Below are 20,596 nucleotides of genomic sequence, written 5' to 3' on the forward strand. Positions count from 1 at the left end.
GGGTAATTATGAAGGAAAACACGAGAACAGGTTTAGAAGTTGCCATTATTGGAATGTCGGGTTCTTTTCCGGGTGCCAAAAACCTTGAGCAGTTTTTCCAAAATGTAAAGAACGGTGTGGACAGCATTTCCTTCTTTACGGATGAACAATTGGCGGAGGCCGGTGTTCCCGCAGAGGTCTACACCAAAGAGAACTTCGTCAAAGCAAAAGGTTATCTCAATGAGTGTGAGTACTTCGATAATTCCTTTTTTGGATATACACCGAATGAAGCGCAGTTTATGGACCCGCAGACGAGGCTGCTGCACGAGCATGCTTGGATGGCCCTGGAGGATGCCGGATATCCGCCGGGCAGGACACAGGATGCCATCGGAGTCTATGCAGGAGGACGGCCCCATTTTCACTGGGAGGCGTTATCTCTGTCTATGGGCTCCCGCAACGGGACTGAGGATTTTGAGATTGCCCATCTGAATGACAAGGATTTAATGAGCACGAGGGTCTCCTACAAGCTGAATTTAAAAGGGCCCAGTTATACGCTGTTCACGGCCTGCTCCACCTCGCTCGTTGCGGTCCATGCGGCTTGCCAGGGGGTCATCAGCGGAGAATGCGATATGGCAGTAGCCGGCGGGGTGTCTGTTACGAGTCCATTGCAAAACGGATACTTCCATCAGGACGGGATGATCCTGTCGTCGGACGGCCGCTGCCGGGCGTTCGATGCCGCATCGGACGGGACTGTGGTGGGCAACGGCATCGGCCTGGTGATCTTGAAACGGCTGGAAGATGCCTTGGACGACAATGACCACATTTATGCGGTGATTAAAGGAACGGCAATTAATAATGACGGCAGCCGCAAAGTAGGCTACAGTGCGCCGAGTGTGGATGGACAGGCAGAGGTCATCCGGACGGCCCACCGCGTGGCCGGGGTAGATCCGAAGGAGATTGGTTATATAGAAGCACATGGAACGGGGACGGCCTTGGGTGATCCGATTGAAGTGAAGGCGTTAACCACAGCGTTCCAGACAAAACGTAAACATTTCTGCGGGTTAGGCTCAGTCAAAACCAACATTGGCCATCTTGACAGTGCGGCCGGAATAGCCGGGCTTATCAAAGCGGTGCTGGCTCTGCACAATAAATGCCTGCTGCCAACCCTGCATTTTGCTAATCCGAATCCGCACCTCATGCTTGAAGACAGCCCCTTTTACCTGGTGGACCGGATGAGGGAATGGGAGAACGGTTCAGGGCCGCGCCGGGCAGGGGTAAGTTCATTTGGTGTCGGCGGAACCAATGCGCATATCGTTTTGGAGGAAGCTCCGTCAGGACAGAGCGTCAAGCAAGCGGAGGCACAGGAGCAGCTGCTGGTTTTTTCAGCCAAAACCAGGGAAGCGCTGGAGCAGTCAATTGAAGCGTTTGTACAGGATGTGCAGAAGAATCCGGGGAAAGCTTCTGCGGATATTGCGTATACGCTGCAGCAGGGGCGTGAGCATTTTTCCTATCGTCAATATGTGTCCTGCCGGACACTGCTTGCCGGTTGTGCAGCATTAAGAGTGAAGGCAGATCAAGCCCTATGGGTTGATCCGAAAAAAGAATTGAAGCCAGTATACTTTTGGTTTGCCGGGATGGCACTCGAAGAGGCGGTGCAGCATTACCACTCCTGCTTGCATCATCCGTATTGCCGTGAAGAAATGGAAGAGCTCCTGCTTCAGGCGAGCGGGATACGAGGCGTTAAGCGTGATGAGCTTTTATCGGGTGGGAGCGATGTCTATATTGGACAGACACCGGTCTTTCTCTTTCAACTGGCCTTGGCCAAGTGGCTGCTGCGGGTGGGTGTGAAGCCGGCGGCCCTTATGGGGACCGGGACCGGGGCGTATGTGGCAGGCTGCCTAGCCGGCGTTTTTACCCTGGAAGAAGCGCTGATGCTCATGGAGAAAAGGGACCGGCTGCTGGAGGAATGGCGGGGGAGCGAAGGGGATCTGTTTTTACTGGAGGCCCTCCAGTCCGAATTTTACGAGGCGTTTGATTCTGTTACCCTGTCTGCGCCTGCGATTCCGCTGCTCTCTGCGGATGCCGGAAGCAATACTGTGCTTGATGTGACGCTCCCGGATTATTGGGTCAATGCATTAGGTGCAGATGATGACGGTAAAAGCTTGCCCGCAAAGGCGGAAGAAGCGGATAAGCATCTGGTTCTTCACTTCGGTGCAGCAGGTGAACCATCCGGTCCGTCCGGGTATATTTCCCTTGTCAAAAGCGGGCCGGAGCTCCTGGAGACTGTCGGCTGCATATGGGCCAACGGCTATCCGCTCCAATGGGACGAGCTGGCAAAGCATCAAAACAGGGCCCGGGTGATCCTGCCGACCTATCCCTTTACCCGGAAAAGGTACTGGGTGGATACGCAGCAGATTAAGCAGTTCCAGAATATCTGGAAGCGTCAAGAACCCCAACCCGGCAAAGAAAACAAGGAAGAATGGATGTATGTCCCCTCGTGGATACGTTCTGAATACATGCCGGAAGAAAGGGAGCAGCAGCAAGGTTTAATCGCAGTTTTTGCCACACAGGAGCCCTTTGTAGCCCGGTGTATTGAGCGGCTTGAACAAATGGGCCATACCATTGCCCGGATTGAGGCCGGTGAATCCTTCCAGCAAAATAACTTGTCGTTTGAGATCAATCCCGAAATTACGGACGATCTAACCCGGTTACTGGATATCCTTGTCCGGCGGGGTGACGGGCCGGTCAGGATTGTGCATTTTTGGTGCATGCATCCGCAGTCAGCGGCCCGCGAACAACTGCCGGAAGCGGAAGAATGCAACCGCCTCGGGTACTATACTTTATTGAACATTGCCAGAGCGGTGAGCCAGCTTCAGCTTCAGCAGCCGGTAACCATCGACATCGTGGCTAACCAGGTCGCTGAAGTGACCGGCAACGAGACCGTCGTCCCGGCAAAGGCCACGTTGTTCGGACCGCTTCGTGTCATTCCCAAAGAGTACGAGAACATTGCCTGCAGGCTGATCGACACCGATCAATACGACCATCATATCCTTTGCCGCATCCTGTCCGGGCCGGAAAATAACCGCCGTGCCGATTGGATCGCGCTGCGGAATAACTATATATGGGAGCCCGCCTTCAAGCAGGTGCGCCTAACAACTCCGCTGCATGCAGTCCACAAGCGCTTAACATCCGGAGGGGTATACGTCATCACCGGAGGTCTTGGAGGCATCGGATTGCATGTCGCCAAGTATCTGGCAGAGCAGTATCAAGCTCAAGTGGTCTTGCTCAACCGGTCGCAGTTTCTTCCTGAAGCCGAGTGGGACAAGTGGTATGCCATCCATAGCGGGGATGACCCGGTAAGCCAAAAAATTGCCAGCCTGCGGGAAATCAAAGCAGCGGCAAGCGGATTCTATCTGGTTCAGGCGGATATTACGGATGCCGCTCAGGTCAGAGCTGTTTTTGGGCAGATTCTTGAGCGCTGCGGGGCCATTAACGGGATTATCCAAGCTGCGGGTGTTCCGGACGGAGCGGTTATTCAGCGGAGAAGCAGGGAGATGTGCGAAGCGGTTTTTGGCACCAAAATTTATGGAACCCAGGTTTTGCAAAAGGTTATCGGAGAGCTGTCCCGCCCGGTCGATTTTCTGCTGCTCTTCTCTTCCCTAAGCTCGCTGCTTGCTCCACCGGCACAAGTGGCGTACAGTGCAGCCAATTCTTTTTTGGATGCTTTTGCCCAGATTAACACCAAGAGGGGATATTTCACCCAAGCCATCAACTGGGACCGGTGGGAGAACACCGGGATGACAGGACTTCCGGCGCAATCCCGTCCAGTCAGCTCTGCTCCAGGCATTTCTTATCAGCCCGAAGAGCATCCGTTGTTTGAGTATTCCGTGGCAGAGAATACAGGACGTACTGTGTTTATTTCCTATTTCCATACAGGCAGAGATTGGGTCCTGAATGAACACCGCATAGCGGGCCAGGCCGTGCTGCCGGGAACATGTTATCTGGAAATGGCGCGTGCAGCCTATCAATCAGCGTCTTCGGATCCTGAAGCAGCCGTAATGATCCGTGATGTCTTTTTCCTGACCCCGCTGGCGGTTGCCGACAATACGGAGGTTCCCGTCCGAACGATCCTTACCCGGGACGCAGAAGGCTGTCAGTTTACGATAGAAAGCTGCCGGGAGGCCCCTGAGGGCAGATGGATACTCCACGCACGCGGCCGCATTGACACTGCTGGCATCAAGTCCCAAGGCTATGAATTGGCTGCGATCCGCAATGCCTGCGATCACAGCCGCTATGGCAGGGAGCATTACAACAACCGGCGGGACAGCCAATTCCGGTATGGTCCCCGGTGGGACAGCTACCATTGGGGAGGATTCTCTGAGCAGGAGGGCCTGTCCTGGATTGAACTTCCGCAAGCATTCGCAGGAGATCTTGCGGTTTACGGGTTCCATCCGGCGATCCTAGATGTGGCGCTGGTGCACATGGGCCTTGCACAAACCGGGGCCGGCCAGTACGTTCCGTTCGGCTACAGGAACATTACGGTCCATGGGAAGGTGCCGGGAAGAGTCTACAGTTATATCCGTCACCGGACAGAACACTCTTTTGGAAGCAAAATCATGGAGTTTGATCTGACGATTATGGATGAACACGGCCAAGGGATCGTTGAAATCGAGGGATATCAGGTTACAGCCGTTACTAATGAACAGGTCAGCGGGGGAGGTGCGGCTGCTGAAAAAACAACTGCGGTCCAGGCGGCTCAGGTAACTGCCAACGGCAATTCGGGTGCTTTGACTCCTGAGGAAGGCCTTATGATTCTGGATGCCGCATTATCGACAGCCTATCCACAGGTGATTGTATCTACTGTTGATTTGCCTGCACGGGTCGAAGCATACAGAAATGAGAAGGTAAACCTGTATCAGGACAATGGCGGCAGCTCTGCGGCGGACAAAGTGCAGGCTTCAGGAGTGAATATGTCTGCCGAGGAATTAGAGCATGTGATCCGCAGCATCTGGCAGAGTGTCCTGGGTCATGAGCAGATTTCCAGAGAAGATGACTTTTTTGACTTGGGCGGGGATTCGCTGAAGGTGCTGACGGTCGCAGAGAGGATTTATCAGGCGGTCAACATCAAGATTCCGGTTTCGGTCTTCTTTCATACAACCGTGCTGAACGAGCTTGCCCGGCATATTCAGGCTGCCAGCCATACAACCAATGAATATGCCGCCATTCAAAAAGCTGCACCCGGGGCTTATTATCCCTTGTCATCGGCGCAAAAACGGTTGTACTTTCAACAGCAGCTTCAGCCGGACAGTGTTGCCTACAACATCCTGGAGATCACATCGGTGGAAGGGAATCTTGATCCGGGTAAATTACAAAACGCATTTGATCTATTAATCCAGAGGCATGCGGTGCTGCGGACCAGCTTTGACGTCATCAACGGGGAGATTGTCCAGATCATCCATGACCGTGCAGAGTTTCAAGTGGAGCATGTGACCGTAAAGGAAGATGAAGTCGATCAGGTGGTTGAACAGTTTATGCAGCCGTTTGATCTGCGGTCGGCTCCTTTACTGCGTGTAAAGATTGTCCGCTGCGGGATGCAGAAGTATGTGTGGCTGTTTGATATTCACCATATCATTGCCGATAACCTCTCGGTTGAGATTCTTAAGAGTGAACTTATAAGCATATATAATGGTCAAGCCGACCAGCTGAAGCCGATCCTCCTGGAGTATGTGGACTTTGTGGGCTGGCAGAACGAACAGATCAGACGCGGAAAATTTGACAAGCAAACGGAGTATTGGCTTCAGCAATTATCGGGAGAGCTGCCGGAGAGCCGTCTTCCCGCCGATTATCCGCGGCCTGCCGTGCTGAGCCACCAAGGCGATATTTATACATTTACTTTGGATGAAACCGTAACGGGCCGGCTGAAGCAAGGGATGAAGCGTAATACCACCACATTATTCATGAATATGATGGCCCTTTTCAGTGTCTTGCTGCAAAAATACACGGGGCAGGATGAAGTGATGATCGGGGCCAGTCTTGCCGGAAGAAACCATGCAGATCTGGCGGATATGGTCGGCATGTTTGCCAATGTGCTGCCCTTCCGATCCCGCATCAACCGCGATGGATCGTTTGAACAGCTGCTGACAGAGGTCAAAACGCAGAGCTTGCAGATTTTTGAAAATCAGGATGTGCAGTTTGAGGTACTGGTCGAAGCCTTGGGCCGGAGCCATCAGCTGAGCGAAAACCCCTTATTTAATGTAATGCTGGTGCTGCCGGATGTTGCGCCCGCCGAAGCGGCTATGGATCAGGTGAGGCTGCAGGCGTATCCGTTCTGCAACCCGTCGTCCAAATTCGACTTGACGCTATGGGTGTACGACTATGACGACAGCATTGAAATGCGGATGGAATATTCGACGGATTTGTTTGCCCGCAAGACGATCATAACGATGTGCAGGCACTTGCTGGATATTGCCAGCCTGGTGGCCGGGAACCCGGACATCCTTATCAAAGAAATTATGCTGGATTCAGGTCTCGTCAGGACAGAAGCGCTGGATTTGCTGGATGACGGGAATGATTTTGCATTTTGAACAGTCAATCAACAGCAAAGGAGTGGGGTATCGTGAAAGGTAAGTTCTTCGCCAATGTGCCGTACTTGAATGACGTGTACAAGAAGGAACAGCAATACTGGCTGCACAAGCTGGCCGGCCTGCCTGACAAAAGTCACTTCCCCTGCGAACCTCATAAAGACCGTCATCAGGAACGCCATATAGAAACAATCCCCTTTTCACTGGACCCCGTCCATGCCCGGAAGCTGGTGCAGATCAGCAATGACTCCGATGCCCGGTTGCACGTGCTGCTGCTGGCGTTCACTTCCGTGTGGCTGCTCAAGTATTCGGGACAAACGGATATCGTGCTTGGCACAAGCATTTACCGGCAGCCCAGCGAGGAGGATTTCATTAATACCGTCCTCCCGGTTCGCGTACAGGTTCAGAATGAGATGCGGCTGATTGACCTGATTTCCTTGATGAAGCAGACGGTTTCTGAAGCCGCCCGGCACCAAAACTATCCGTTTGAGTTAATGTTGAAGCAGGCAGGCTTAGATTCCGGCTTTTTGGATGTTTCCGTGATTGTGAGCAACATCCAGGACGAGCAGTATTTATCCGGAACCCTGTCAAATTTCACAATGATCGTCCACAGGGAGGAGAGCGTGCTCCAGGGCGAAATACGCTTCAATGCTGCGGTCTACAGTGCCGATACGGTCAACCAGTTGCTGGAGCATTTCCATGTGCTGCTGGAGCAGTCGCTTGCAGACTTGCACAGCTCTGTGCAGGAGCTTTCAATTCTGACAGAGAAGGACCGGCGAATCATCGCATGCAGCAATGCCACATCTGCGGGCTTTCCGGAAGAAGCAACGATTCCGGCCCTCTTTGAGGAATGTGCTGCTAAATATCCGAACCATACGGCGGCAGAATTTGCGGATGAGCGCTTGTCCTACCAGGATCTGAACCGCAAAGCGAATCAAGCGGCCCATCATCTGCGCCGGCTAGGCGTAACGGCCGAATCGGTTGTAGCCCTGATCCTGCCGCCTTCTCTGGAAATGATCATCGGAATCCTGGCGGTCCTTAAGGCGGGCGGCGCATATTTGCCCATCGACCCGGACCTCCCGGCACAGAGGGTTGACTATATTCTGAAGGACAGTCAGGCCGGGCAGATACTAACGGTTCAATCGCTTTCATTGCCGCCAGGGACCGGCGAAAGCTGTGAGGTGATTTTTCTCGATGACCCCATGCTGGAGCAGTATTCCAGTTCTAACCTGGAGCATGTCATTCATCCTCACGACTTGGCCTATATCATTTATACTTCCGGCACTACAGGAAATCCCAAAGGCGTCATGATCGAACACCGGAATGTGGTCCGGCTATTTTTTCATGAACATAACAGGTTTGATTTCACCTGCCAGGATACATGGACGCTTTTTCATTCGTTTGGCTTTGACTTCTCCGTGTGGGAAATTTTCGGCGCATTGCTGCATGGCGGCAAGCTGCTGCTGATTCCGAAGCTGCTCAAGAGAGATTACCGGCACATTGTGCAGGAGCTCCGGAACGAACACGTAACCGTATTCAACCAGACGCCGTCCTCCTTCTACCAATTCATGCAAGAAGAGCTGGAGGATACCGGGGAGAAGCTGCGCTTACGTTATGTGATTCTTGGCGGAGAGGCCTTGCAGCCGGGCAAGCTGGAAGCCTGGAAGGTGAAATATCCCGGCACCCGAATCATCAACATGTATGGGATCACCGAAACGACGGTACATACAACTTTTAAGGAAATCGGCACAGAGCAGATCCAAGCGAATCAGAACAATATCGGTGTGCCTTTTTCAACAGTAGAGGTCTATATTTTCAACCGGCAGCATGAGCAAGTTCCAATTGGAACTGTCGGAGAAATATGGGTTGGCGGCGGGGGAGTAGCGCGCGGATATCTCAATCGGACGGAATTGACTGAAGACAGATTCCAAACCCGCAGGATGGGGGACCGTTGGATACGTCTTTACCGGACCGGTGATCTGGGCAGATATCTACCGAGCGGTGAATTGGAGTATGTGGGGCGCAGGGACAACCAGGTGAAGATAAGAGGGTTCCGCATCGAGCTTGACGAAATATCCGCCCACCTCCTGACGGTAGAGTCTATCAAGGAAGCCGTAGTGTCGGCACGGGAGATTGAGCCAAATGCTCAAATCCTGGTTGCCTATGTGGTGATCAAAGAGGGGCAGGAAGCTGCTTTTGATCCAGTGGAGATCAGGCAGTATCTGCAAACGCGCATAAGCGATTATATGATCCCTTCCGTCCTGCTGCCGTTATCCAAAATTCCGTTAACACTGAATGGAAAAGTAGACTACGAAAAGCTTGATACCCTTGAGCTCAAGCAGCAGGCAAAAGGGGTGCTGACCCCTCCAACAACGGAGATGGAGCACAGAATCGCGGAGATTTGGAAAACCAGCCTCAGAATGGACCGCATCGGTGTGCATTCGACCATCTTTGATCTGGGCGGAACGTCATTTGATGTGATCACGATCAGCAAAGCCTTGTCAGAAGAACTGGGTCAAGAGGTGCCGGTGATCACCTTGTTTACCTATCCAACGATAAGTATGCTGGCTAAGGTCCTCCAGGCGGACAGCCCTGTGACGGAACTGAGTGCGGAATCAAGAGAAGCCTCCATCGAAGAAGGCAAACGGGCAAGAAGGCAAAAATTACGTCTGTTGAAGAAGTAGGGGTGATACCGTGCAGAATTACAGTGGTTTGGAAATTGCAGTCATCGGCCTTGCCGGCAGATTTCCGGGAGCAGGTACGATTTCAGAATACTGGGACAATCTAAAGAACGGTGTTCATTCGGTTCAGACCTTTAGTGAGCAAGAATTGATTGCAGCCGGAGTAGAACCCGGCTTGGCCGCTAAAGCAGAGTATGTCAAGGCAAAAGGCTATCTGGAAGCAGGCCATTGTTTTGACGCCCGTTTTTTTGACTACACCCCCCTGGAAGCAGAACTGATGGACCCGCAGATGAAAGTGTTTCATGAGTGTATTTGGGCGGCTTTGGAGGATGCCGGCTACGCGGCGGAAGCGGATCAGCAGCTTATCGGGCTGTTCGCGGGGGCATCTCCGAACCATGTATGGGAAGGGCTTATGGGCCTGTCCGGCAAAAGCGGGGTTATGGGGCATTGGGCCGCCTCCCAGCTGCTGGATAAAGACTATTTAAGCTTGCGGATCGCTCACAAATTAAACCTCAAGGGCCCGGCCCTGTCGATCTATACCGCATGCTCCACCTCGCTCGTTGCCGTGCATATGGCGGCGCAGTCGCTGCTGAACGGCGAGTGTGATATCGCCTTGGCGGGCGGGGTCACGGTCACCCTGCCTGAGAAAAGCGGTTATGAATATCAGGAGGGCATGATCTTATCCCCGGACGGGAAATGCCGGGCGTTTGACGCCGACGGAAAAGGGATCGTGGGGGGAGACGGAGCGGGCGCAGCCGTCCTGAAGCGTTTGCAGGATGCCCTCGATGACGGCGACCAGATTTATGCGGTCATCAAAGGCTCTGCGGTGAATAATGACGGTCTGCAAAAAACGGGATTTACAGCCCCCAGCACCATCGGACAGGCAGAGGTTATCCGGACCGCGCTCAAGCTGGCTGAGGTATCGCCGGACAGCATCGATTACATCGAATGTCACGGGACCGGGACGCCGCTGGGCGATCCGATTGAATTGGAAGCCTTGGAGCTGGGCTATAACCCGGAGCGAAGACATGCGTGTGCGCTCGGCTCAGTCAAAACAAATATTGGACATCTGGACAGCGCAGCAGGCATTGCTTCCTTCATCAAAACAGTACTGGCGCTCAAACATAACATACTCCCTCCCTCTCTGCATTTTCAGACGCCGAATCCGGTGTTGAAGGTGATTGAAAAGGGCTTTTATATTAATGACCGGCTGACCGAATGGCCCAGCAAAAATGAGCCCTTGCGGGCCGGAATCAGCGCATTCGGCATCGGCGGAACCAACGCCCATATCATTGTTGAGCAAGCACCGCCCCCGCGGGAAGCTTCCGCCGGACGGGAGTGGCAATTGCTTCCCGTTTCCGCGAAAACACCGTCGGCGTTGGCGGAGATCAAACAGGATCTGGAGCGGTATTCCAAAACGGAACCCCGTCGTCTCGAAGACATTGCCTATACACTGCAGGTGGGCAGAAAACATTTTCCCATCCGGGAGTTAGCCCTTGTCAACCGGAAGAGCCAACGGGTCCTTCAGTTTGCTGAAACGGCAACAATGAAGGGCACGGCTGGACTAGAGAATGCTCCGGTGATTTTTGTGATCCCGGACTTTACGCAGCGCCTATGGAGTGAGAGTGAGCTTGATGAACTTGAGCAATTGTATCAGGAGGAACCCGGTGCCCGCCGCTTCCTGAACCAGGTGCTGGGAATGATGAACCGGCTGGTTCCGGACGGGGCTGCTGTGAAGCTGGAGGACCTGCGGAAACGTGAGTACCATCCAGTGCTTGCGTTTGGCAGCTATTATGCAGTAGGAAAGTTGTTCATCGAATGGGGATTGCACCCGGAAGCTGTGATCGGGAGGGGGAAAAGCCAATGGCTGGCGGCCTGCCTGTCGGGTGAGCTTTCGCTTGAAGAGGCTGTCCGTTCTTTTCTGTTGAGTCTGGACGAATGCGGGATGGAGCGGCCGGAGGCCGGCCGTAGGAGTTCCCGGCGGGAAGAGATTTGGCTGGTGCTGGGCGCAGGGAATGAGGCACAGCCCTTTTTGGACAAGCAGTCTTCCAAGCCCCAAATCATCGCCCTGGAAAAGCTGAACACCTACTCCCTTATGGCTGCTGTAGGTACTATGTGGCTGTACGGCCAGGACATTAAGTGGCGGGAATTATATCAACACGAGCAGCGGAACCGTCTCTCTTTGCCCACTTATGCCTTTGACCGCCAGGAGTTCCCGGTAGATCCTGAGCTGTTCAACCTTAACCATCTTCTCAATCGTCCTCCATCCGGGAAGGGCGGGACCCCGGCAGACAGGGATGATATCCGCAAGTGGTTTTATATCCCCGCCTGGGAAAGCGCTGCTCTCCCTAACTACGAAGGCAGAATGCTTTCCAGGGATGCAGCCTGGTTCATTTTTTGTGATCCGGGCGGTCTGGGAGAAGCGCTGGGCGATCTGCTCAGGCAGCAGCAGATCCGCTGCATTATGGTTGAGCATGCAGAGCATTACCAGCAAATTACGGCGGATCACTACAGGGTGAACCCGCTGCGCAGCGAAGAGATGGACCGGCTGTATCATAGCCTGGATGCGGTTCCGGATCACATCTGCTATCTCTGGACGGTCACCTCCCCGATGGAGCCGGAGCTGGCCAATATCGAAACCGGCCAGCAATTGTTTTTGCATCATATTTTACGTCTGGTCCAATTCTTAGGCACTGCGGCTGCCGCTCAAGAGGTACACTTGCAGATCGTTTCGAATGGATTGTATTCAATAACCCAAGAAGAAATGCTGTGTCCCATGAAAGGGCTGCTGCTGGGTGCCAGCAAAATTATTCCGTACGAATATCCGAATATTAAGGTTTGCCATGTGGATTTTCCGCTGGCGGAGGGTGATCCCGCACGGCAAAGAGAGCAGGCCCGGCAAATGCTCCGGGAATTCCAGTTTGAGTTTCCGAACAAGCAAGTCGCATACCGGGGGAAAAGCCGGTGGATCGAAGCGGTCCAAAAGCCGCTTTTGCTGGCCAGCCCCGGCAAGGTTTCGCTATTTAGGAACAATCTCGTTTGTATGATTACGGGTGGGCTGGGAGGAATGGGCCTGGCGCTGGCGGAATATTTAGCCACGCAGTACACAGCCCGCCTGGTTTTGGTGGGCCGTTCTGCTTTTCCGCCGAAAAGTGAATGGGACCAGTGGATGAACCGCCCGGACGATGCAGAAGTAGCCCGGATCATTCGAACTATCCGGGCGCTGGAAGCGGCAGGGGCGGTGATTGAGGTGCATAGCGCCGACATCTCAGATTTCAGCGCCATGCAGCAGGTGGTTGCCCGGGCGGAAGCGCGGCTGGGTCCCATTACCGGGGTTCTGCACACGGCTGGAGTTGCGGATTATGCCGGAGTCATTCAGAGAAGGACACAAGCGATGACCGACGAGGTGCTGCTGCCCAAGGTTAAAGGGACCCTCGTTCTGGATACGCTTTTCCGCAACCGCAGGCTGGATTTTTTTGTTTTATTTTCATCCATCGGCAACTATATCTACGGCCGCAAGTTCGGGCAAGTGGGATACAATGCGGCAAATGAATTTTTGGATGCCTTTGTACACTACCGCTTACAAAACCGGGAGGGCTTTACAGCTACGATTAACTGGAACGACTGGGCGGAAGCCGGAATGTCCGTGAAAGCGATGGAGAAGAACCGCAGCCTGCACAAGGCGGTTAACGACCTTCAGTTTGAAGCCGAGGCGATCACAACAGAGCAAGGTGTGAATGTGTTCCGGTATATCATGGAGAACCAAATGAACCGGGTAATCGTGTCTGCGCTTGATTTGCCGGCATTGATGGAGGAGAGCAACAACATCAGCGTGGAGGTTATCCTGGAGCAGGAGGCGGCTGCCCATACCATGGAAGCTGCACCTGCAACAGCCGGCAGCAGCAGCCTGCTCACGGAAGCCGGGCTGCAGCAACAGATTGCGGATATCTGGAGCACGGTCCTGGGAATTGAGGCCATCGGCATCGATGAGGATTTCTTCGCATTGGGCGGCGATTCCCTTAAAGCGATTACCATCGTTTCACTGGTTTTCAAAAAGCTTGGAGTTAAGCTCCCGCTCCCTGCATTTTTCCACAAACCAACGATCCGTGAAATTAGCCGTATCATCCGGGAAACAAACCGGACGGATTATGCCCGGATTAAGCGCGCCCCCCAAAAAGAGGGTTATCCGTTAACTCCGGGACAGAAAAGGCTCTATTTCCTCAGCCAAATGGAGCAGGAAAATAAACAGTACAACAATATCATTGCGCTGCAAGTCAACGGGCCTTTGGACTTCGGGAAATTGGAGGCCTGCCTGAAGCAGCTGATTCGCAGACATGAGAGCCTGCGGACCTGCTTCCGGAGAATCGGCGGGGAATGGGTGCAATGGATTGAGGAAGAGGTTCAGCTGGCCCTCGATGTTGTGGACATCAAGGGAACGGTCAATGATAAGCACATTGAAGCTTGGATACAGGCATTTGATCTGGCGGCAGCGCCGTTATGGAAAATTGGTGTTTTTAAGGAAGGTGAACACCGTCATCTCATTGTGTTTAATATTCATCATATCATCACCGACGGGACCTCCAATGCCATCCTGATCGACGAGTTCACCACCCTGTACCAAAATGACGGGAAACCCGGCGTGTTGCCGCCATTAACCATACAATACAAGGATTACGCGGAATGGCGGATGGATGAGGCGAATACCGCTAATGAAGCAGCTGAGGCTTATTGGCTGGAAACGTTCTCCGGGGAAATCCCGTTGCTCCATTTGCCGGCAGACCATTCACGTCCGGCATTCAAGACCTACCGGGGTTCGGCGGAAATGTTCAGCATCCCGAAAGAGCAGGTGCTGGAAATTAAGCAGCTGGCCGCTGAGCAGGAAGCGACGCTGTATATGGTATTGTTTGCAGTTTGGAATATACTGCTGGCTAAGCTGAGTGATCAGGAAGAAATCATTGTAGGGGTGCCGACCTCGGGAAGAAATCACAGCGATATCGAGCATGTAATCGGCATGTTTGTGAATACCCTTCCGATTAAAAGCCGGATTTCCGCCAAGCTGACGTTTGCAGAAATCCTGCATGCCATGAAAGCGAACATTTCCAATGCGCTGGAACACCAGGATTATCCTTTTGAGGATCTTGTCAGCCAGCTGCAGATTACACGTGATTTTGGACGAAATCCTTTGTTTGATGTGATGTTTGCTTTTCAAAATGCTAATGCACAGCAGCAGGAAGCCGGACAGGTCCAGCTGAATGAGCTGCAAATGAAGCCTTATCCGTATACAACAACAACGTCGCGTTTTGATCTGACACTGGACGGCGAGGAACGCGCAGGCGAGCTTGTTTTCACTTTGGAGTACGCTACGGACCTGTTCACAAGAGAAACGGTCATGCGCCTGATCCGGTATTTCCGCACAATCCTTCTGGAAGTGCTGAAACATCCCGCGCAGAAGACCGGTCTGATTCATCTGCCCGATAATCAAGAGACGGACCGGCTGCTTAACCGGTTCAACCAGACTGCGGGTGAATATCCGGAGCACCTGACCGTTCACCAGCTTTTTGCAGCCAGGGTAAAAGAGCATCCGCATCAGGCGGCTGTCACGTTCCGCAATCAGAGCATAACGTACGATGAACTGAACCGCCGGGCGCAGCAAGCGGCATATGCCTTGCGGGCCCAAGGAATCGGTCCTGATCAGATCGTTGCACTCATCACCACACGTTCGGTTGACATGATCGCCGGAATATTAGCCATATTACAGGCCGGCGGGGCATATTTGCCCATTGATCCGGGCCTCCCGGCGAATAGAATCGCTTATATGCTGGATGACGCCGGGGTTCAAGTTATTTTGACCAACACGTCTGTAGAGAACCAGGGAAATCGTATCGTTTTGGATATGCGCAGCCTGGGGTTGGATCACGGTGCCCCCCTTCCAGTGCCGCCGGTGCACAGCAGCCGTAATCTGGCGTACTGCATGTATACTTCGGGAACTACCGGCTTGCCGAAAGGGATTCTGGTGGAGCACCGCTCCTTATTGAATTTCTTTTCAGCGATATCGGATGTGTTGTCCTTCGGGAAGGGTGAGACGTTTTTATCGTTAACAACGGTTTCATTTGATATTTTCTGGCTGGAGAGCATCCTGCCTCTGTTAGCCGGATATCAGCTGGTCATTGCCGATGAGCTTCAGCAAAAGGATGTGCACGCATTGCTCGCCTTGGTAAAACAAGCAGAGATCAGCGTAATGCAAACCACGCCGTCGCGTCTGAAGCTCCTGCTTGCTGATGCAGAACTCGCGAAGGCGCTAGGCGCCTTGCGGTATTTGCTGATCGGAGGGGAGCCCTTGCCGCAGGCCTTGGCGGAGCAGGCGCGAAGCATCCTGCCCGGCGGCCGGATATTTAATCTTTATGGCCCAACGGAAACCACTATTTGGTCTACGGCACAAGAGGTGACGGCTGGTCCCGTAAATATCGGCAAACCGCTCAAGAATACACAAGTTTATATCCTCAATGACGAGCTTCTGCTTCAGCCCATAGGCGTTCCCGGCATCCTGTATATCGGCGGCCACGGTGTTGTGCGGGGGTATCAGAACAACCCGGAGCTGACTGCCCAGAGGTTTATTGACAATCCGTACCGTCCGGGTGAACAAATCTATTGCACGGGAGATATAGCCAGGTGGACGGAAGAGGGTACGATTGAATACTTGGGCAGAGCAGATTTTCAGGTGAAAATCCGGGGCTACCGCATCGAGCTGGCGGAGATTGAACAGCAGCTCGACACCCATCCCGCTATTGAAAAATCCGTGGTCCGTGCCCAGCGGGATGACCAGGACGAACCCATGCTGGTTGCGTATTATACAGCAGCCCGCACCGTTTCGGGTGCGGAGCTGCGGGAGTTTTTGCTGAAGTTTTTGCCAGCCTACATGATTCCGCAGCATTTTATGGAGATCGGCAAGATTCCCCTCATGATCAGCGGCAAGCTTGATGTCAAGGCGCTGCCTCCTGTAACGGTTACGCTGGTTCAACCAGGCGAAACACGCAAGCCACAGGATGAGGTGGAGGAGAAGCTGCTTGAAATCTGGAAGAAAGTACTGCGTATCGGGGATACCGGTGTGCAGGACGGATTTTTTGAAATGGGCGGAAATTCCATTCAAATTATGCAGCTTGTTTATGAAATCAACAAATGTTTTCCAGTGTCCTTTCAGTTTACACATTTTATAGAACGGCAGACGATAGAAAGGATAGCCGACTTCATCAAAGAGGCAATACAAGAGGAGCGGAAGGAGGAATTGCCGTTCATTGCTGCAGATCCTGCCAACCGCCATGAACCGTTTCCGTTAACGAATGTACAAATGGCGTATTACCTGGGCAGAAGCAGCCATTTTGAACTGGGCGGCGTTTCGACCCACTCGTATCTGGAGATGGCAACAGAGCTGGACATCCGCCGGCTGAACCAATGCCTGAATACGCTGATTCAAAGACATCCCGCGCTTCACACCGTATATTTGCCGGATGCCACACAGCAGATTCTGCCGGAAGTGCCGGAATACACTATCTGCGAATACGACCTGAGCGGGTATACAGAAGAAGCAAAAAACAAGAGAATTACAAAAGAAAGAGACCGGATGTCCCATCATATCTTCAACCCGAATGTATGGCCGCTGTTTGAGATTGTGGCCTTCCGCTCCTCCCCGGAGGAGAGCCTGCTGTGCATCAGCTTTGATCTGCTGATTATGGATGCTTACAGTCTGGAGATCCTGCAGGAAGAAATTATGGCGCTGTATGCTGACCGCTCATTGCAGCTGGAGGAGCTGTCCATTACCTTCCGGGATTACCTTGTGGGCTACCAGCAGATGAAATCCGGCAAGTGGTATCTGGAGGACAAGGAGTACTGGCTGCAAAAAGTAGAGGATTTCCCTTTGGCTCCCGGCCTCCCTCTGCTGACACAGCCGCAGCACGTGAAAAATCCTTATTTCAAGCGTAAGTCGAAGCATTATTCGCAGCAGCATTGGCGGCAGCTCAAACAGATTTCGCAAAACCATAATCTGACCCCTTCGGCGGTGTTATGCACCGTCTATGCCGAAGTGCTGGCGAATTGGAGCAATCAGCCCCAGTTTGGCTTGAACTTGACGCTCTTTAACCGGCTGCCCTTGCATTCTGATGTAGACAAGCTGATCGGGGACTTCACCTCCCTCCTGTTGTTAGAGGTCCGTATGAATCCCAACGATTCATTCTGGGAGAAGGCGGGCAACATTCAGCGGGTGCTGATGGAAGCATTGGCCCACCGACATTTTGATGGCATTGATGTGATGCGGGAAATCAGCAAAAGGAGAGCGCTGGGGAACAAGGCGCTGCTGCCGATTGTGTTCACAAGCGCTTTGTTTGACAATGGTGAAGACGGCGGGGAAGCAGCGGAGAACCATGGCGAAGCCTCAGATGGAGAGCAGAGCACCAACGGAATCACGCAAACCTCCCAGGTCTATCTCGATAACCAGGTGGCGCTAATCCATGGAAAAATGGTAATCAACTGGGACTATATCAGCGAGCTGTTTGATCCTGCCGTGATGGATGCCATGTTTGCGCAATATTTGTCGCGGATTGAAGCCATTTTGTATTCCCGTGAGGAAATGGGCTTTCCGGCGCTCCCGGCCTCCGACTACACCAGCATTCAGGCCTATAACCATACGGAAGAGCCGATTCCAAGCAAGACCTTGCACGGGCTTTTTGAAGAAGCCGTCCACCAAACTCCATATGCGGTTGCCATTGAAGCCGATAATCTAAGCATTACCTACAAAGAGCTTGATGACAGAGCAGACAAGGTCGCCGGTTCCCTGCGGAGCCTTGGGGTAAGCGCCGGTGACAGGGTTGGCGTGATTGCGAGGAAAGAAATCGCTACCTTTATCAATATCTTAGGCATCCTGAAAAGCGGGGCTGCCTATGTGCCGATTGATCCGGAATATCCGCAGGAACGGGTGGACTATATCCGGAACCATAGCCAGTGCAAGCTTGTTCTGGAAACGGATTATTACGAGAAGAACTGTAGAGGGCAGCATCCAGCGGAACTTCAGCGTCATAATCTGCCGGAAAGCTTGGCTTACGTAATCTATACGTCGGGTAGCACAGGCAATCCCAAAGGCGTTATGATCAGCCATCAGGCTGCATGCAATACCGTGCAGGATATCAATCAGAAGTTTCAGGTGGGTGCAGCAGACCGGATGCTGGGCATCTCTTCGCTTTGCTTTGATCTGTCGGTTTATGATATTTTTGGAGCATTTGCCGCCGGGGCAACGCTGGTATTGGTGAAGGATCAGAAGGACATCCGACAGCTTGCTGATACCTTGTCAGCCCAGAAGATCACCATCTGGAATTCTGTTCCCGCGATCATGGACCGGGTGGGATCAGAAATAAGAGCGCAGGGCATATATCAGGAAAACCTTGATTTACGTCTGGTGCTGCTGAGCGGAGACTGGATTCCCCTGCATTTGCCGGAGACTGTCAAGCAGCTGTTCCCTGCAGCCAAGCTGATCAGCTGCGGAGGTGCGACAGAAGCGTCCATATGGTCCATCTATTATCCAATAGACGAAGTTATGCCGCAGTGGACAAGCATTCCCTATGGCATGCCGTTGGCCAACCAGCAATTTTATGTCCTCAACCAGCAGATGGACTATTGCCCGCTTGAGGTGTCCGGTGAGTTGTACATCGGGGGAAGCGGAGTGGCAAACGGCTACCTGAATGATCCGGAGAAAACCAGCCATTCCTTTATTCATCATCCTGAATTGGGGTACATTTATCGAACGGGTGACTACGGAGTACTGCACCGGGATGGCTGCATAGAATTCCTGGGCAGGAAGGACCAGCAGGTAAAAGTGGGCGGCTACCGCATCGAGCTGGGCGAAGTGGAAGCGCAGCTGCTGCGGTGCGGAGGGGTCCGGCATGCGGTTGTTCTGGCAGCAGACGGGGAAGACAAGCGTTTGGGCGCCTATCTGATTCCAGACAGCCAATCAGCAGATCAGGCAGCATTCATCAATGAAGTCCGGGCGCGGATCGCCAAGGTCCTGCCGGATTACATGATCCCGCATTATTTTGTTGTGCTGGAGCAATTTCCTTTGACTGCTAACGGGAAAATGGATGTACAAGCGCTGCTGAAGCTGCAGCCCGCCGGGAATAAGCAGACGTCAGCCTATACGGCTCCGCGCAATGATGTTGAAGAGCGCATCGTAAACATCTTCAAAGAGCTTCTGGAAGCGGACCAGGTCGGTACACTGGACAATTTCTTTGAGATGGGCATCAACTCTGTCCAGATCGCGATGATAAACAACAAGCTGAAGCAGGAATTCCAGAAAGAAATTCCCCTGCTCACCCTGTTCGAATACGCCAATATTCACGCGCTGGCCGGGTATTTATCCGGGAATGACCAGAATGAGCCGGATGATGTGCCGCAGGAGCAGCAAGTCACACGGAATCAAGGAAAAGAGCGGATGAAACAACGAAGCGCCAAACGAAGGGGACATACAGACAGTGAATAAATCTCAAGTGCTGCAATTTTATACGGAATATACTCCGAATACAGACCCGTTCAGCCTGGGCTATCTTTTTGATGAGCTGCCGGATGATCTGGGCGAGTTATGCAAATTAATCAAATGTCAATTGATTCATCCTGCGATGGTGAAGAAGGTAAGGCATTTGCTCACTTCTTATACCAAAAATGAAGACGAGCAATTCTATACCGTCCAAGACATGCTCGAAGCTTTGGTGGAGCGCAATGCCAATGGAATTATCGGGGAGCGGCTGCCCCGGGAACGATTGATAGTCTCCTGCCGGTTCCATTCGCTGCTGCTCATTTCCATGCTGCGCTCCAAGGGTGTCCCGGTGCGCTGCAGAGTCGGATTTGCAAGGTATCTCTCAGAGCATCAATTGAAATATATAGATCACTGGATTTGCGAGGTGTGGAGCGAAGGCGAAGCGCGCTGGATCAGAGTGGACCCCGATATCGGAATCGTCGATCTTCAAGGGGATGATTTCCTGGAGGCCGGAGTGGCCTGGCTTATGGCCAGAGACAAAGAAATCAACCCGCAGCTCTTTGGCGTAAAAAAATCATGGGGAATGCACTACATCCGCAACAACCTCTGCTATGATCTGCATGCTGTGCTTGGGCAAGAGCTGCGGTACTGGGATTATCCTCCTATTTGCCAAAAAGGAATAGATGAATTGGATTTCGAGGAACTGCAATTGCTCGATGAAGTCTCCATGTATCTTCAAGACCCCGATGCCAACCTTGAGGAGCTGCAGGCGCTTTTTCTGGAGAATGAATTCCTGCAATTCAAAGGGTAGGAGAGCCGAAGGATCAAGAAAGCGATGGTGT

At 52.8% G+C, this 20,596-nt stretch carries 3 protein-coding genes and 3 pseudogenes; all 6 read left to right on the forward strand.

The features are described 5' to 3' along the window. The first annotated feature begins 8 nt into the window (after nt 1-8). The 6 genes and pseudogenes from PRIO_RS08570 to PRIO_RS08585 all read left to right on the forward strand — a co-directional run bounded on the left by PRIO_RS08570 (nt 9) and on the right by PRIO_RS08585 (nt 20,565). Nucleotides 9-6,563 (forward strand): SDR family NAD(P)-dependent oxidoreductase, encoded by a 6,555-nt coding sequence (locus tag PRIO_RS08570; protein ID WP_020431303.1) that lies wholly within the window; start codon nt 9-11, stop codon nt 6,561-6,563. Between the two features lie 32 nt (nt 6,564-6,595). Next, nucleotides 6,596-9,244, forward strand: a complete 2,649-nt coding sequence (locus PRIO_RS08575) for a non-ribosomal peptide synthetase (protein WP_020431301.1) — start codon at nt 6,596-6,598, stop codon at nt 9,242-9,244. A gap of 10 nt (nt 9,245-9,254) precedes the next feature. Beyond that, nucleotides 9,255-17,837: pseudogene (locus tag PRIO_RS08580) on the forward strand (amino acid adenylation domain-containing protein); the annotation flags it as partial. A gap of 180 nt (nt 17,838-18,017) precedes the next feature. Beyond that, nucleotides 18,018-19,346 (forward strand): annotated as a pseudogene (locus PRIO_RS37595) (amino acid adenylation domain-containing protein); the annotation flags it as partial. 108 nt (nt 19,347-19,454) lie between these two features. Next, nucleotides 19,455-19,760, forward strand: a pseudogene (locus PRIO_RS37600) (phosphopantetheine-binding protein); the annotation flags it as partial. Next, the gene (locus PRIO_RS08585) at nt 19,753-20,565 is read left to right on the forward strand and encodes a transglutaminase domain-containing protein (protein WP_020431298.1); all 813 of its coding nucleotides are present in this window, start codon (nt 19,753-19,755) and stop codon (nt 20,563-20,565) included. The pseudogene PRIO_RS37600 and the gene PRIO_RS08585, both read left to right, overlap by 8 nt. Nucleotides 20,566-20,596 lie beyond the last annotated feature (31 nt).

The organism is Paenibacillus riograndensis SBR5, assembly GCF_000981585.1.
Taxonomy (GTDB): Bacteria; Bacillota; Bacilli; order Paenibacillales; family Paenibacillaceae; genus Paenibacillus_AQ; species Paenibacillus_AQ riograndensis.